General features: G+C 69.0%; 11 protein-coding genes. 3 read left to right on the top strand and 8 right to left on the bottom strand.

From position 1 onward, the window contains the following. The first annotated feature begins 77 nt into the window (after positions 1-77). Positions 78-395, top strand: a complete 318-nt coding sequence (locus K6L26_RS25905) for a hypothetical protein (protein ID WP_065064643.1) — start codon at positions 78-80, stop codon at positions 393-395. Positions 396-555: 160 nt separating this feature from the next. Next, positions 556-705, top strand: coding sequence for a hypothetical protein (locus tag K6L26_RS25900; RefSeq protein WP_019344342.1), 150 nt, complete (start codon positions 556-558; stop codon positions 703-705). Here K6L26_RS25900 and recD read toward each other — a convergent pair. The 5 genes from recD to K6L26_RS25875 are packed head-to-tail and all read right to left on the bottom strand — an operon-like array spanning position 702 to position 10,541. Next, positions 702-2,351 (bottom strand): exodeoxyribonuclease V subunit alpha, encoded by a 1,650-nt coding sequence (gene recD / locus K6L26_RS25895; protein ID WP_221851982.1) that lies wholly within the window; start codon positions 2,349-2,351, stop codon positions 702-704. The two genes, K6L26_RS25900 and recD, sit on opposite strands and share 4 nt — an antisense overlap. Continuing rightward, positions 2,351-5,605: an exodeoxyribonuclease V subunit beta gene (gene recB, locus K6L26_RS25890; RefSeq protein WP_221851980.1), complete on the bottom strand. Its 3,255-nt coding sequence runs from the start codon at positions 5,603-5,605 to the stop codon at positions 2,351-2,353. Before recB ends, recD begins: the two co-directional genes overlap by 1 nt. After that, on the bottom strand, positions 5,602-8,793 hold the full coding sequence (recC, locus tag K6L26_RS25885; RefSeq protein ID WP_019344339.1) for an exodeoxyribonuclease V subunit gamma: 3,192 nt from the start codon (positions 8,791-8,793) through the stop codon (positions 5,602-5,604). Before recC ends, recB begins: the two co-directional genes overlap by 4 nt. Positions 8,794-8,817: 24 nt before the next feature. After that, a complete protein-coding gene (locus K6L26_RS25880) occupies positions 8,818-10,068 on the bottom strand; it encodes an MFS transporter (protein ID WP_019344338.1) in 1,251 nt (416 codons plus the stop codon). Beyond that, positions 10,065-10,541, bottom strand: coding sequence for a MarR family winged helix-turn-helix transcriptional regulator (locus K6L26_RS25875; protein WP_036389131.1), 477 nt, complete (start codon positions 10,539-10,541; stop codon positions 10,065-10,067). The genes K6L26_RS25880 and K6L26_RS25875 overlap by 4 nt, the downstream gene beginning before the upstream one ends. A 124-nt stretch (positions 10,542-10,665) precedes the next feature. Between K6L26_RS25875 and K6L26_RS25870 the strand changes: the two genes are divergently transcribed. Continuing rightward, on the top strand, positions 10,666-11,529 hold the full coding sequence (locus K6L26_RS25870) for a hypothetical protein (protein WP_221851978.1): 864 nt from the start codon (positions 10,666-10,668) through the stop codon (positions 11,527-11,529). Here the strand turns inward: K6L26_RS25870 and K6L26_RS25865 are convergent. The 3 genes from K6L26_RS25865 to K6L26_RS25855 all read right to left on the bottom strand — a co-directional run bounded on the left by K6L26_RS25865 (position 11,526) and on the right by K6L26_RS25855 (position 14,174). Then, positions 11,526-12,236 (bottom strand): crotonase/enoyl-CoA hydratase family protein, encoded by a 711-nt coding sequence (locus K6L26_RS25865; RefSeq protein ID WP_019344335.1) that lies wholly within the window; start codon positions 12,234-12,236, stop codon positions 11,526-11,528. The two genes, K6L26_RS25870 and K6L26_RS25865, sit on opposite strands and share 4 nt — an antisense overlap. Before the next feature lie 23 nt (positions 12,237-12,259). Next, the gene (locus tag K6L26_RS25860; RefSeq protein WP_019344334.1) at positions 12,260-13,111 is read right to left on the bottom strand and encodes a DUF8453 domain-containing protein; all 852 of its coding nucleotides are present in this window, start codon (positions 13,109-13,111) and stop codon (positions 12,260-12,262) included. Between the two features lie 73 nt (positions 13,112-13,184). Next, a complete protein-coding gene (locus tag K6L26_RS25855; RefSeq protein ID WP_019344333.1) occupies positions 13,185-14,174 on the bottom strand; it encodes a phospholipase effector Tle1 domain-containing protein in 990 nt (329 codons plus the stop codon). Positions 14,175-14,239: the final 65 nt, after the last annotated feature.

Raw genomic sequence — 14,239 nt, 5'->3', positions numbered from 1 at the left:
CGAAATCGGTGCCTGTCACCCCGTGGTGGCGCCCATATCCTGGTGAGAACGCCGAACCGGGGGGTGCCGTGGGGGAGATGCCGCAGGACCAAACCGTGCTGGGCATCCGCTGGGTCGCAGGAGTCATCGGCGGCGGCGCTCTGGCGTTTTGGGCCCTGGTCATCTTCGGGGTGCTCAGTTCGGCCTTCGACACCGACCCGGCCACCGATCCGCACGGCTACGGCATCGTCTTCGGCGTGCTCATCGCTGTGCCGGTGAGTCTCTTCTGGGCCCTGGTGCTGCCGTTCGCCGCGCCCAAACGCCGGTGGGGCCGCGCCTTCGCGGTCTCGTTGCTGGCCCTCCTGGCCCTCAACGCGCTGGTGTTCTGGGCGCTGAGCGTGTCGGGTGCCGGTTAGCGCGATGTGGGTGTTCGCTGAGATGCGCTGAACAAGGCATATAACAAGCTCAGCTATACATTTTGCCGCGAAAACGTTAACCAAATTGGTGCGTCATCCATATGTGATTCAGCCCACCGGCGATGTACATTGTGATCGCTGTCATAGGAAAGGGCGTGCAATGGTCGGTGCATTTGTGGGCGTACTTCTGCTGGTGCTCGGCATCGGCGCGGTCGCCGGCGTCGTCACGGCTGCGGCGATGGGCCTGCCCACGCTGGCAATCGTGATCGGTCTCGTCTCCGGCGCATTTTTCGCCGGACGCGCCGTTTAGAGCTTCAGCCGCTTTCGCAGGCCGGTCGCTCGGACTGCCTGCCGGGAGATCGCCGCGCGAATCTCCGCCTCGGACCCCACGACGCGCACCCGCGTCTTGGCCCGGGTGACCGCCGTGTAGAACAGCTCTCGCGTCAACAACCGGGAGTCCTCCGGCGGCAGCAGCACGGTCACCTCATCGGCTTGGCTGCCCTGGGACTTGTGGATCGTCATGGCGTGCATGGTCTCGACTTCGGTGAGCCGACCGGTGGCAAACGTCCCCGACCCACCCACGGTCGCACGCAGGCCGTCCGGCGTGGCGATGGTGACACCGGTATCGCCGTTGTAGAGCTTGAGCCCATAGTCGTTGGCGGTCACCAGGATCGGCCGCCCCACGTACCACGACGCCCACATGGGCTCACCGGTCGCCTCGGCCAGCCACCGCTGCACCTGACGGTTCCAGTGCCCAACGCCGAACGGACCGCGCCGGTGCGCGCACAGCAGCCGATGCTCGTCGAGGATCGCCAGCGCCGTCGGCCCGTCCCCGAGGATCGCCGCCTGCCGCAGCGCAAGGGCATGCGGCACAAGGACTTCCCGTAAGCGCTCGGTTGCGTCTGTGGACACCCACTCGACGTGCTCGCCGCCGGCTGCCAACACCTCCACCGCCCGCGACGCGTCCCCAGCCCGGATTGCTGAGGCCAGCGCCCCGATCGACTCACCGAACCGGTGCGAGGTTTGCAGGGCCGCGACTCCGCGCGAACCCAACCCGTCGACCAGATCGGCCAACACCGCACCGGCTTCCACCGAGGCCAGCTGATCGGGATCACCGACCAGCAGCAGCCGGGTTTGCGGGCGCACCGCCTCCAACAGCCGCGCCATCATCGTCAGCGACACCATCGAGGTCTCGTCCACGACGATCACATCGTGCGGCAAGCGATTGGCCCGGTGATGACGGAACCGCGACGACGTGTCCGGGCGAGGCCCCAACAGCCGGTGCAACGTGGTGGCCTGCAGACCCGAGATGCGTTCCCGATCCACCGCGTCGAGCCGGTTCACCTCAAGCTGGACGGCCTCCTGCAGCCGCGCGGCGGCCTTGCCGGTCGGCGCGGCCAGCGCGATGCGCAGCGACGGGCGCCCGGCCAGCGCGGCCTGTTCCGCCAGCAGCGCCAGCAACCGCGCCACGGTGGTGGTCTTGCCGGTGCCCGGACCGCCGGTCAGCACCGTGAGCCCTTGAGACAACGCCACATTCGCCGCAGCCCGCTGCTCTTCGAAACCCGGCGGGAACAACCGCGCCACCTCGGGCGCCGAGCCACCCGGCTCGGCGGCCACCAAGGCCAGCACGTCGTCACAGACCTGCTGCTCCTCCAGCCAGTAGCGGTCGAGATAGAGCAGGTCGCCGAACAGCCGCAGCACCGGGGGAGGACCCGTCAGCGGGCTGGCCGCCACCGCCGCCAGCCACTCGTCGGCCTGCGGCCACGGCAGCTGCGGCAGCTGGGTCTGCGCGGCCACCGACCGCAGATCCACGCACACCGATCCGCCGCGCAGGGCCCGGACCGCCAATGCCAGCGCCAGTTCGACCACCGGGTCGGTGCAGTCCGCCAGCGTGCCCAGCCGTTGGGCCACGTGCACATCGGCGGGCTCCAGGATCTCGGCGAACGCGTCCAGCATCACGCGGCTCCCTGATCGAGTAGTGCTGACATAGCGATCACCAGCGCGGCGGGCGGTTTCCAGCTGAACACCCCGGCGGGATGCCCGTCGACGACGGGGGTCTGCACGCCGCACATCCCGCGCACGAACAGGTACATCACCCCGCCCAGATGGGTGGCCGGATCGTAGTCGGGCAGCCGCCAACTCAGGAACCGGTGCAGCACAACGCTGTACAGCAATGCCTGCAGTGGATAGTCGGAGTGCAGCATCGCCTCGGCCATCCGGTCCCGCCCGTAATCGGCTGCGGTCAGCGGCTCGTCCCCGGTGCCCAGCCAGTTGGTCTTGTAGTCGACGACGACGAAACGCCCGCCGATCCGCAGCACCACATCCACCGAACCGGACAGGTACCCGCGCAGCGGCTGGCGGCCCAGCAGTCCCGTCGACAACCGGTCGGCATATCCCGCCATGGGATCGTCGGCCGGCAGATGCTCGTCGAGCAATGCGCCGACGTCGGCCAACCGGGCGAACTCGCCGCCCCGCAGATCGCCACCGGCCATGGGGAATTCGAAGTCCAGTTCGCACAGCCGGTCGGCCAGCCCGATCTGGCGCAGCGTCACGCCGGGTGCCAACGGCCCCAGCGGGGAGTCGTGCATGGGCAACAGGGCCCCGGCAAGGTCCTCCGCGGAGACCTCCACCGGCCACCGGGCGGCGTGCCTGCGCACCTCGGCCAGCAGTTCTGCCGGCAGATCCGCGGCCAACGGGTCGGCGGTCTCCAGGACCGCGTGCACCAGCGACCCGAATGCCGCCCCGGTGGGCAACGACGCCATCGGGGACGGGACGTCGGCACCCTGGGCAGCGGCGATGACGGCGATGTCGGTCGACTCGTCGTCGAGTTCGACGACCTCCGGTTCGCTGGACACCCCGGCGTGCCCGTCATCCTCGGCCGCCCGCAACAGTCCCGAGTACGACGTGCGCCGCCAGGCGGTATCGATCGAGCGGTGAAAATGCCGCGCCGCCAAGCCATCCGGTACATCGTGGGTGGGCACCGGGGCGGCCGGAAGGATCACCGACTCCTCCAGCGTCGGGCCACCCGCGGCCTCCCATGCCCGCAGCCGCGCCAGCGCGTCGTCGTCGGAGACCTTGGCCGGGGCACACCGGTCGGGCACCGCGGCCTCGCCGGGCGCCCGCCCGCGCAGCAGCCGCGACAGACCGCCGTTGGGCTCGTCATTGGACGGTGCCCACCAAGCCACCACCTGCGACTGAGCCCGTGTCATCGCCACATAGGTCAAACGGCTGTCATCGGCGGCGGCCTCGGCCCGCCCGGCCCGGGTCACCGCCGGATCGGGGCCACCGACCTGCAGGCAGCGCACCCCCTCGTCGTGGAACAACACCAGATCCGGTTCCGGCACATACCGGTTGAAGGCGAACGGCAGGTACACGATCGGGAACTGCAGGCCCTTGCTCACCCACACCGTCATGATCTGCACCGCGGCCGCGTCGCTGTCCAGGCGCCGGTTGCGTTCGGATTCACCACCGCCCTCCGAGCGCTGGGTGCGCAGCCAGTCCCTCAGAGCGGCCAGCCCGAAGCCCTCCCGGTGCGCGGTGTCGCCGAGCAGTTGGGTCATGTGAGCCAGGTCCGTCATCAACCGCTCACCGCCCTGCCAGGACAGCACCCGCTTGCCCATGCCGGCCAACTGCGCGGCCTCGAAGATCGCCGCGACTCCGCGCTCACGGGCATGGCCGGCCCAGGTGCGCAACGTGTCGGCGACCCGATCGGTCAACGCATCCCCGCCGGCGGCAAGGGTTTCCGCCGTCTCGCCGAAGAACATCGTGGCTGCGGCGGCCCGCACCAACCCGGGCCGGTGCGGCTGGTCGAACGCTTCCAGCAGGTACAGCCAATCTTCGGCGGCCTCGGAATTGAACACGTCCGAATCCCCGGTGTAGACCGCGGGAATGCCGGCCGCCAGCAGCGCGGTGTGGCAGGCCCGGGCGTCCTTGTGGGTCTCGACGATCACCGCGATGTCGCGGGCCTGCAGCGGGTCGCCGCCGAAGGTGGCGCCACTGGTCAACAACGCGCCGATGTCGGCGGCCAGATCTCTTCCGATGTGCTCGCGCAAATCGGAGATCGGAATCACCCTGGTACCGGGCCGGTTTCGCGCCACCACGCGCAGCCGGAACGGATCGTTGTGCGGCGCCCCGGCCAGCCGGTGGCCCTGGTGGTTGGCCTGCACGTCCTGCACCACGATGTCGGGGCCGCCGAGTTCGGCCCCCCGCAACACCGCCTGCGAGCGATCCACCAGCACGCTGTCGCTGCGCCAGTTGGTGCCCAGCGTCTGCTTGTCTCCGGCAGTGGCCGCGGCCCGCAGGTAGGTGTCGATATCCCCGCCGCGGAACGCATAGATCGCCTGCTTGGGGTCACCGATCAGAATCAGGGTCGACTGCCCGGAGAACGCCCGCTCGATCACCTGCCACTGCACCGGGTCGGTGTCCTGGAACTCGTCGACCATCACGATCGGCCAGCGCTGCGCCATGCGCACCCGGGCGGCGGAGTTCTCGGATTGCAGCGCCCCGGCCAGCCGGGTCAGCAGGTCGTCATAACCCAGCACACCTCGGCGCCGCTTGCGAATCTCCAACTCCGCCAACACTGCCCGTGCGAAGCCCACCCGAATTCCTGCTGGGGACTCCGGTTCGGGGTCCAGGGGCCGAAGCTCGGTCGCCGGATTGGCCACCACCACGCGGGCCAGCCGCAGCGCCTCGGCATAGCCCAGCTCGGGGACGTCGCGCTGCGCACCGAAGTGGGCCAGATACAGATCGTCGACGATCTCGCACACCAGGTCGTCGAGGCTTTCGACCAGCGTCACACCCGAATCACTGTCCCCGGCCACGCCGAGCGATTTCAGCACGATCTGACAGAACTGGTGCGTGGTGGCGATGGTCGCCGCATCGAAACCGGCCAGCGCGTCACGCAGCCGCTGCCCTCGGGCCTGCTGATCCTCTGCCACCAGGTGCTGCAACAGGTCATTGTCGGCGCGCGCCGGATCCTCCAATGCCAGCAGGGCGCCGACGATCTGGGCCCGCACCCGCTCGCGCAACTCCTGGCTGGCCGCCCGGCCGAAGGTGATGAGCAGCATCTGATCGAGCGTCGCCGCTCCCTCGGCCACCAACCGCGTTACCAGGCCGGCCAGGGCGAACGTCTTGCCGGTGCCCGCGCTGGCCTCCAGCACCGTGGTGGTGTTGGCTTGCGGCAACGGGCCGAGCAGATCGAAGACCTTCACCGCGGCGACCTCTCGGCCCGAAGGACCGGCAACCACAGCCGCTCGGCGTACTCCCCGAGGCCCAGCCCGGCCAAGCGGCTCAACGGCGCGCCGCGGCCCCACGCCCGTACGTGTGCAGGCGCCTCGTCCTCGCCGGGGAACCTGCCGCTGCGCCACCGGAATCCGGCCTCACGCTCCGGGTCGTCACCGGCATGCCGGGCCGCCGCCCACGCGTAGGACGTCTTGACCGGCAGCGGCAGCGGCTCCCGGCGGCCCGCGTCATGGATGGCCACCAGATCGGCCAACATCGCGATCGGATCGTCGGGACGGGCCAGCGCCTCGACCCGCGGGGTGTCGCCGCGCCGGGGCCGACCGATGCACACCGCCGACCAATCCTCGTGGGGATGCCCGGCGGCCAACGCCAACAACGGAATCCAGGATTGCAGCAGGTGCTTGCCGTCGAGCTTGGAATAGGTGACCGACACCAGACGGTCGCCGAACACAGGGGAGACCGTGCCGGTCAGCCGGCGCCCGGTGCCCAGGTCGATGTCGACGTCATAGGCCCGCGGGTCGGTGCTGCGGTGCCGCAGCGCCTCGGCGGCCAGCAGCGCACATCGATCCCGCAGCGCGATCGCGCGCCGCCAACCCAACTGGCCCGGGGGCAGGGTGCCGCGACGCCACTCCGCCTGCTGGGCGTCCGCCGGGGTCATGCCGCGCAGAATGTCGTTCAGCATCCGATCGCCGACGGTCCACTCCTTCAGCGCGTCGATGTCGACCGGCATCTCATCCGACACCCCGTCCACATCCCACGGCAGCGTGTACTCCAACGCCCGGAAGAAGCCTTTCACCGGATCCTTGAAGAAGGTGACGAGATCCTCCAGCGCCACATCTGCGGCGGGCAGCGCGGGCAACGGATGGTCGAAGAACGGCGGGCGTTCGGCCCGCTGCCCGGCGCTGGCCCGCGCCGCGGTGAGCGCCGTGGGGTCGAACGTGAACGGGCCTTCGGGCAGCAGCGCGCCTGGGGTGACGTTACGAATGTCGAAGGGCTGCAACGGGTGCGTGGTCACCACATCCGCCGGCTGCTCGGTGGTGACCTTGACGGTGTCGAGGAGTTCGGCCAGCGGCACGGCGGGCGGCCGCGCCTGTCCGGAGTATTCGTTGGCGCCGGTATAGGTGATGACGAGGGTCTGGGTGGCCGCGCCGATCGCGTCGAGCAGCAACTGGCGGTCCTCGGAGCGGATGTCGCGCTCACCGGTGCGCGGGTCACGCGCCAGCACGTCGTCGCCGTCGACAGCCCCCAGCCGGGGGAACACGCCGTCGTCCAAGCCGACCAGGCACACCACCCGGTGCGGCACCGAGCGCATCGGCACCATGGTGCACACCGTGAGGGTTCCGGTGCGGAAGTTCGCCCGGGTCGGCCGCCCGGCCAGGTGCCGGCCCAGCAGTGCGCGAATGTCACTGAGCCGCATGGGCGTAGCGGCCGCTCCGGCCGCCTCGGCGATCTCGGCGAACTCGCGCTGTACCTGGGCGGCGGGCCAATCCTCACCGGAGTGGGCCAGTGCTTCGATGCCGGTGCTCAACGCCGACAACCAGTCGCCGAGCGGGCGCACCCCGCTGAGCTGACGGACGGTGCGGCTCAGTTTCTCGACGAAGTCGGCGAACCGGCCGGCCAACTCGACGCGGTTGCTGCTGACGTCGTCGAGCGGCAACGTGGTACCCAGCCAGCCATGCGAATCGTCGGACATCGCCACCCCGGCCAGCACCCGGTCAATACCGAAACGCCAAGTATTGTGCAGGAATTCGACGCCATAGGGGCTGCGGTGCTCCTGATCGAAACCCCACCGGATATTGGCCTCACGCACCCAGGCGGTGATGGCCTCCAGATCGTCGTCGGTGAAACCGAACCGCGCCCGCACCGGATCCGACTCGGCCAGGTTGAGTACTTCGCTGGCCGTGGCGCGCCCACCGGCCAGATCCAGCACCGAGGCCGCCACGGACAGCAGCGGATTGGTCTGCACGAGAGCTCGATCGGCCAACCGCACCCGCAGCTTGTGCGCCGGATGCGCGCCGCGCACGACGTCGGCCAGCCCGAACCCGGCCGTGATCAACGGGGCGTAGGTCTCGATATCGGGGCACATCACCAGGATGTCGCGGGGCTCCAGGCACGGATCGTCGGCCAGCAGACCGAGCAGCACCTCGCGCAGGACCTCGATCTGGCGGGCCGGCCCGTGGCAGCTGTGCACCTGCAGCGAGCGGTCCTCCCGCCGGGGCACCCGACCGGCCGGCCGGATCGCATTGGCGGCGATATCGGACTGGAGCCAACCCAGTACAGTGTCGGGATACCCTGTGCCGGGAAGGTATTCGTCGGTGTCGGCGGTCGGCAACCCGCGCTGCAGCTCCCGCAGATCGCGGCCCAGCGTGGCCAGCAGCGGGTGGCCCACATCGCGGTGGCTGTTGTCCTCCCGGCGGGGGACAGGGCCGATGTGCGCGGTCAACGACTGCCACAGCTCGTCGCTGGGGTGCGGCAGCCACAGATGCAGATCGTGATGGGTGGCCAGTGCGGTAAGCAGTTCGATCTCGGTGACCGGCAGCCGGGTATGCCCGAACAGGGACAGCCGCTGCGGTAACTCAGTTGGTGACTCGCTGAGCCGGGCAAGGGTTTTCGCGTGCCGGATGTGCGGCGGCTCGGCGTCGATCCGCTCGACGAGCGCCTGCCACAACGGCTGCTGCCAGGCCAGGTCGGCGGGCAGCTCCGTCCAGTCGACCAGCAGCTGCGGGCGCTGGCGGGCATAGGAGGCGAACAGCCCGGCCAACCGTCGGGCCACCGCATAGCGCCGGCCCTGGCGCAGCTCATACTCGTCACCGGTCTCGAAGTGGCCGAGGTGGGTGGCCACCGGCTCACACCACGGCTCATCCAGGTTCTCGTCGATGACTGCCAGCAGCGGCCAGGCCATCGCGTCGGCCGACCACGGATCGTCGTCGTCGGTGCCGGTCAGCTCGGCGATCAAGGATCGGGGATTGCGGAACTCGACCGCCGCGCACACCCCGAGCCGGTTCGACAACCGCTGGCTCAGCCAGCGCTCCACGCCCTTGGCGGGCACGAGCACCAGCTCCTGGGCGAAGGGATCAGCCGGGGGCTGCGCCAGCAGATCTGCCAGCCCGTCGGCGAGCAGATCGGTGCGCTCGGCGCGGTGCAGGTGCAATCCCATCGACACACACGATAGGAGACGGGGTCAGGCCGCCACCGGATTTGGCGCCGACAGCGCACGCGGCCGGGCCGCCAGCGCGACCGCCAGGGTGATGGCGCCGGCGATCACGAATGCCACGCGCACGTCGAACACGTCGGCCGCACCGCCCAGCAGCGCCGCCGCGAACGGGCGCGAGCCGAGGAAGCCCACCAGCCACAGCGCCATGATGCGGCCACGCAACGCCTCCGGCGCCCGCTCCTGCACAACGGTGCTCAGACCCGTCATCGCCCAGCCGAAACCCAGCCCCGCAATCGCGAAACCGGCCAGCGCCAAGGCCGCCACGGTGCCCAGGGCCAGCAGGCCGCACCCGGCCACCAGCAGCCACAGCCCGATCGCCGAGACCCGGGCAGCGGGCAGCCGTCCGCGCATCGCGGCCAGGACCACCATGCCGAGCGCGGCGCCGAGGCCGAACGCCGCCGACAGTGCCCCCACCAGATGGGCGCCGCCGCCGAGCGCTTCGGCCATCGACGGCGTGAGCGTGATCGACGGATCCGAAGCGAACCCGACCGTGGTGACCGCGAGCAACGCCAGCAACAGCGGACGGTCTCGCCACACGTAAGCCAGGGCCGCGCGCACCCGGTAGTCCCCGTCGGGACTGCGCTCGGGACGGGCCGGGAAAGTGACCAGCAGCAGGAAGATCGCGAACACCAGGTGCAGGCCGGCGCTGATCGCGAAGCCCGGCGCGGCGCCGAAACGGGCGGCCAGGAACGCGCCGATGGCCGGGCCCAGGATGCGGCCGATGGTCATCGGAATGCTGTTGAGCGCCATGGCCGTCGGCAGTTCGCCGTCGCGGATCAGGCTCGGCACGATCGATTGCATGGCCGGGCCGCCGATCACGAAACCGAAGCCGACGAGCGTAGAGCCGACCAGCACTGGCACCGCTGCGGCGGTGCCCTGCAGGTCCGGTGCCGCGCCCAGCCAGAGGGCTGTCGAACCCGAGCCGATGATGCACAACACCCGTCCCCACAGGATCTGGCGGGCCGGGTTGCCGACATCGGCCCACTTGCCGCTGGTCGGGCTCAAGATGAGCTGAGGCAGGAACTGTGCGACGCCGACCATGCCCACCATCACCGCCGAACCCGTGGCATCGAAGATCACGATGGCCGCGACGATGCCGTGCGTCCACACCGCGACGACGGAGAACATCTTGCCCCAGAACAACGCGCCGAAGACCGGGTCGAACATCAGCCGCAGCGCACCGCGCGGTTGCGGGCGGGCAGCGGTCTCGGCTGTCACGAGCTGATTCCCCGCTCGAAATCGGTGACCAGTTGCTCCAGCAGTTCGACGAGCTTGTCGACATCGGATTCGGCCCAGTCGGCCACCGTCTCGGCGACCATCTCGCGCCGCCGTTCGGTGACGGCGGCCAGCGCCTGACGCCCCGTGTCGGTAAGAGTGAGCTCGCACCGGCGCTGATCCTGCGCGGCGAGGGTCTTGGTCAGCAGGCCGGCCGCGACGACATTGGCGACGGTGCGGCTGGCGGTGGAGTGCTCGACGGCCATGTACTCGGCCACCTCGCCGACCGATGCGCTCTGCCCGGCTTTCTCCCGCTGCTCGACGGCCCGCAGCACCCGCAGCGTCGACAGCGACGGAACACTGCCCGACGCGTCGATCAGCCGGCGCCGCCACCCCGGGCGCTGCCGCACGGTGTGGATGCGCACCAGAAGCTCATCGAGTTGGTTGTAGCGAGGCACTATATGTGCATAGCACATAGATATATCTCCGAGCGAATGGTCGTTCCGGACCGCGTGTGCAGCGCTGTGGCGGAAAAACGGTCGAAAAATCGCCGCAGCGCTTCACAGGTGAACTGTCGGTACGGCTCGGCAGACTCCGCCCATGGGGGATCCATTCGTCGGAAGCCAAGCGCTGGCCTCGGGAGCTTTGACGCGGCATGAACTGAGAACCCGATTCAGAGCCATCCATCGCGACATCTACGTCGCCAGGGACGCCAGGCCGACCGCGCTACTGCGGGCCAAGGCGGCCTGGTTGCGGTCTCGGGGACACGGAGTCCTGGCCGGGTTCTCCGCATCGGCCTTTCACGGGGCGCGGTGGATCGAGCCGAGCCTGCCCGCCTACGTCATCGATATCAACAATCGACGGCCGACCCGGGGGATCGTCACCTGGGCCGACGCGATCGAGGATGACGAGATCTGCTCGATCGGCGAAATCCGCCTCACCACACCGGCTCGTACGGCGGTCGATCTGGCCTGCAAGTTTCCCGAGGACACCGCTGTCGCTGCGATCGACGCGTTGGCCAGAGCTGCCCACCTGAAGGTCGCCGACATCGAGCAAGCCGCCGATCGGCACACGGGCCGCAAAGGCATCAGGCAGGCGCGTGCCACCATCGCGCTGGTGGACCCCGGGGCGGAGTCGCCGCAGGAAACTTGGCTGCGGCTATTGGTGATTCGTGCCGGCTATCGGCGACCACAAACGCAATATCCCGTCTACAACGAGTACGGCGCGCTGATCGGCGACGTCGACCTGGCATGGCCGGAGCTCAAGATCGCGCTGGAATACGAAGGCCACCACCACACCGATCCGGAGCAGCTTCGCAAGGACATCCAGCGCGTCGACGCGATGGTCGAAACGGGGTGGATCGTCATTCGGGTCACGTCCCGTGAAGGAGCCGCCAACGCGCTCGGCCGCATCGCCAAAGCGTGGGCCTCGCGTGCTTCACGTGCGACGGGGGAGTGGGTCTAGCCCGCGAATTCCGTTGCCAGCCCGTCGATTCCAGCCCTGATCGCGGTCAGCGCCCCGGCGCGGGCCTTGAGCTTGCTGGCCACGTGCGCCCCGGTGTGCAGCGTCGTCGCAGCCTCGGCAGCCACCTCCTGCGCCCGTGACAGGACAGCGTCGGCGTCGGCCAGCTCGTCCACCCAACCGCCCGCGATCGCCGCGTCACCGGTGAACACCGCCGCCATGGAGTTGGCCCGCTGAAAAGTGGCCGGGGTCAAGCGCATCCGCATGATCTCGATGGCCGCGATCGGCAGTGTCATCCCGATCTTCACCTCGTTGGCCTGGCATCGCGCCGTCGACGAGCCGACCCGGTGATCGCCGCACAGCAGCAGGAACGAACCCATCGCGATGGCATGCCCGGTCGCTGCCATGATCACCGGCACCGGGAAACTCAGGCACCGCACTGCCAGTTCGAAACCGCCGGCGAGCATGCCCAGCGTCGCGGCCACGTCGCCCGACGAGAAGACACTCAGGTCGAACCCGCCGCTGAACACCTTCGAATTACCGGCCAGCACCACGGCTTTCACCTCGCCGGAAGCCGCGCCGGCCGCGGCTTGATCCAGTGCCGCGTTGATCTCGGCCTGCATCGCAGGCGACAGTGCGTTGACTTTGCCGTCATCCATCGTGATCGTGGCTACGGCGTCGTTGAGCTCGTAGCTCACCAGGCTGCTCATCGCACTGATGCTAGCGACTGGCCTCAGGCCCGATGACGCCTGCCGGAGGAAGCCGGCGGCTTGATCAGATCGGTCTCGGGATCGTCGTCGTCGTAATCGTCGTCATCGTCGTCGTGACTGGCCTCGTAGCGGTTACGCCAGCGGGACCGCACCTCCGCACCCAAGGCGTTGATGCGGTTGATCTCGTTGCGCAGCGTCTGCTCGTCACTCTCCTTGGCCGCGTACTGGAAATACGTCAGCACACCGCGCAACAACTCCAGCTTCTGCTTCTCGCGGCGGGCCTGGTCATGAGTGGTGAGCAACTCCATGCGGTCCACCGGCGGCAGCGTCGCCCAATCGAGCACCGCGGTGTTGCGCAGCTTGCGGCCACTGGGCTTACCGGGCGAGCCCGGCTCGTCGTAGTAGGTGATCGCGCCGTCGAAACGCGACGCGATGGCCTCGCCCAATTGCTTGCGGTCCAGCGCCGAATCCCACACGATGCGCCACTCTTGCGACGGCGCCAGGTATGGAATCTCAGATGGCAGGTTCAACGGCACGATGTCGACGAAGTTGTCGTCGTAGGAGCTTTCGTACTTGCCGACCGTCGGCGGGTTCGCGAACTCGAACCGCAACCCATAGGCCGGACGTTGCCCGTAATTGCGCACGACAAGTTCGACCAGATGCCAATCGGCACTGCTGGGCTCCATGAACATCGACACATTGGGCTGGGTCAGCTCGGCCTGGCGCTCCCTGGCCTTCAAATACTGCCGCCACGCATAGATCAACGCGATGACGACGACGACGATCGCCACCCATGCCGCGAGCGCAGTCCATGCACCCGGTTCGAAACTAGCCAACTCACGCCCCCGCTCCGTGACTGAATCGATGATCCCCACCAAGTGGGTATATCACGGACTTTCAGTGGGGGCAGCGGTCCGGCTCAGCAAACTTCAGCTAAAACCGCTCGTCTCACGACGCGACGGCGGTGAGGATGTCGGGCTGCCCGGTGGCGGTCACCGGAGTGTGCACCAGGCGCTCACCGCGGGCCAGCCATTCGGCGTCGGCCCATTCGATACGCGCGGGCAGTCGCCGCCAATAGTGCGGATGCGAGCGCAGATACACCTCCACACTCGCGTGCACCTTGGCGTCCAGCGGTGCCCGGCGCGGGCCGATGGAGAGGGAGGTCCCGGCCAGCGCATCCAGATCGGTGGGGCAGGCACTGTTGTCGACCACCGCAAGCCCCGCGGCGATGGCTCCGTCCAGCATCCAGTCGAGGGCGATATCGGCCAGCGGCCAGCACGCGCCGGGGCCGCCGATGACATCACCGCGGGTGCCCCGGAACCAGACTTCGTCGAGGTGTTCGCAGTACCGCATGGTCCGGCGGCCGCCATCCACCGCCACCGCATGCCGGCCCGATTCCACCGTCGGCAGCGGGCCCATCCGCTGCTTGGTGCCCGGGGTGGCGGTCGCATTCCACAGCCCGACGAACCGCACCGGTACGGCGGGGTCGTGGTCGCCGACGAGTTGGGCCGCCAACACCCTGATCTGTCGCCAATCCTGAGGGGTGCGTGGCGTGCGGGGCAGCACGTAGGTGGCCAGCGCGTAGTCCAGCACGTCTGCGGAATGTGCCGGCAGCAAGCCGACCGTGCCGAGCAGGGTGGCCAGCTCACCCGCGCGGTGCCCGCCCTCGCCGCCGCCGAAGACGAAGATCTGATCCCCGGGATCCCAGGCGTCGCCGAGGAATCGGTATGCCTCGACGATGGCTGCCCGGGCTTCGCTGACGGCGTCGCCGCGGCGGCCGGGCGTCTTTCGTCTGCCCTGTCCCATCGCCGCGCCGCTGTGATACCAGTTCAGCTGATCGGTGCTGTCCAGCAACCGAAACAGGATCTCGGTATTCGATGCGTCGCGGAGTCCGGGATGTTCATCTGTGTGGTCGAAGCACAGCACGATGTTCTTCACGGCGACCCCCGGCGGGACTGTCAACTACGGCTCATCAATTGCTGACAGCTACTTTGCCGGGTCCG

Source organism: Mycobacterium farcinogenes (assembly GCF_019739075.1).
GTDB classification, from domain to species: domain Bacteria; phylum Actinomycetota; class Actinomycetes; order Mycobacteriales; family Mycobacteriaceae; genus Mycobacterium; species Mycobacterium senegalense.
This window is presented reverse-complemented; position numbering and strand designations above follow the sequence as displayed.

Excerpts from the sequence above, each read along its gene's own strand:
- K6L26_RS25865 (WP_019344335.1), bottom strand. The coding sequence starts at position 12,236 with ATGAGCAGCCTGGTGAGCTACGAGCTCAACGACGCCGTAGCCACGATC.
- K6L26_RS25905 (WP_065064643.1), top strand. The coding sequence starts at position 78 with ATGCCGCAGGACCAAACCGTGCTGGGCATCCGCTGGGTCGCAGGAGTC.
- recD (WP_221851982.1), bottom strand. The coding sequence starts at position 2,351 with ATGCTGGACGCGTTCGCCGAGATCCTGGAGCCCGCCGATGTGCACGTG.
- K6L26_RS25875 (WP_036389131.1), bottom strand. The coding sequence starts at position 10,541 with ATGTGCTATGCACATATAGTGCCTCGCTACAACCAACTCGATGAGCTT.
- recC (WP_019344339.1), bottom strand. The coding sequence starts at position 8,793 with ATGGGATTGCACCTGCACCGCGCCGAGCGCACCGATCTGCTCGCCGAC.
- K6L26_RS25870 (WP_221851978.1), top strand. The coding sequence starts at position 10,666 with ATGGGGGATCCATTCGTCGGAAGCCAAGCGCTGGCCTCGGGAGCTTTG.
- K6L26_RS25900 (WP_019344342.1), top strand. The coding sequence starts at position 556 with ATGGTCGGTGCATTTGTGGGCGTACTTCTGCTGGTGCTCGGCATCGGC.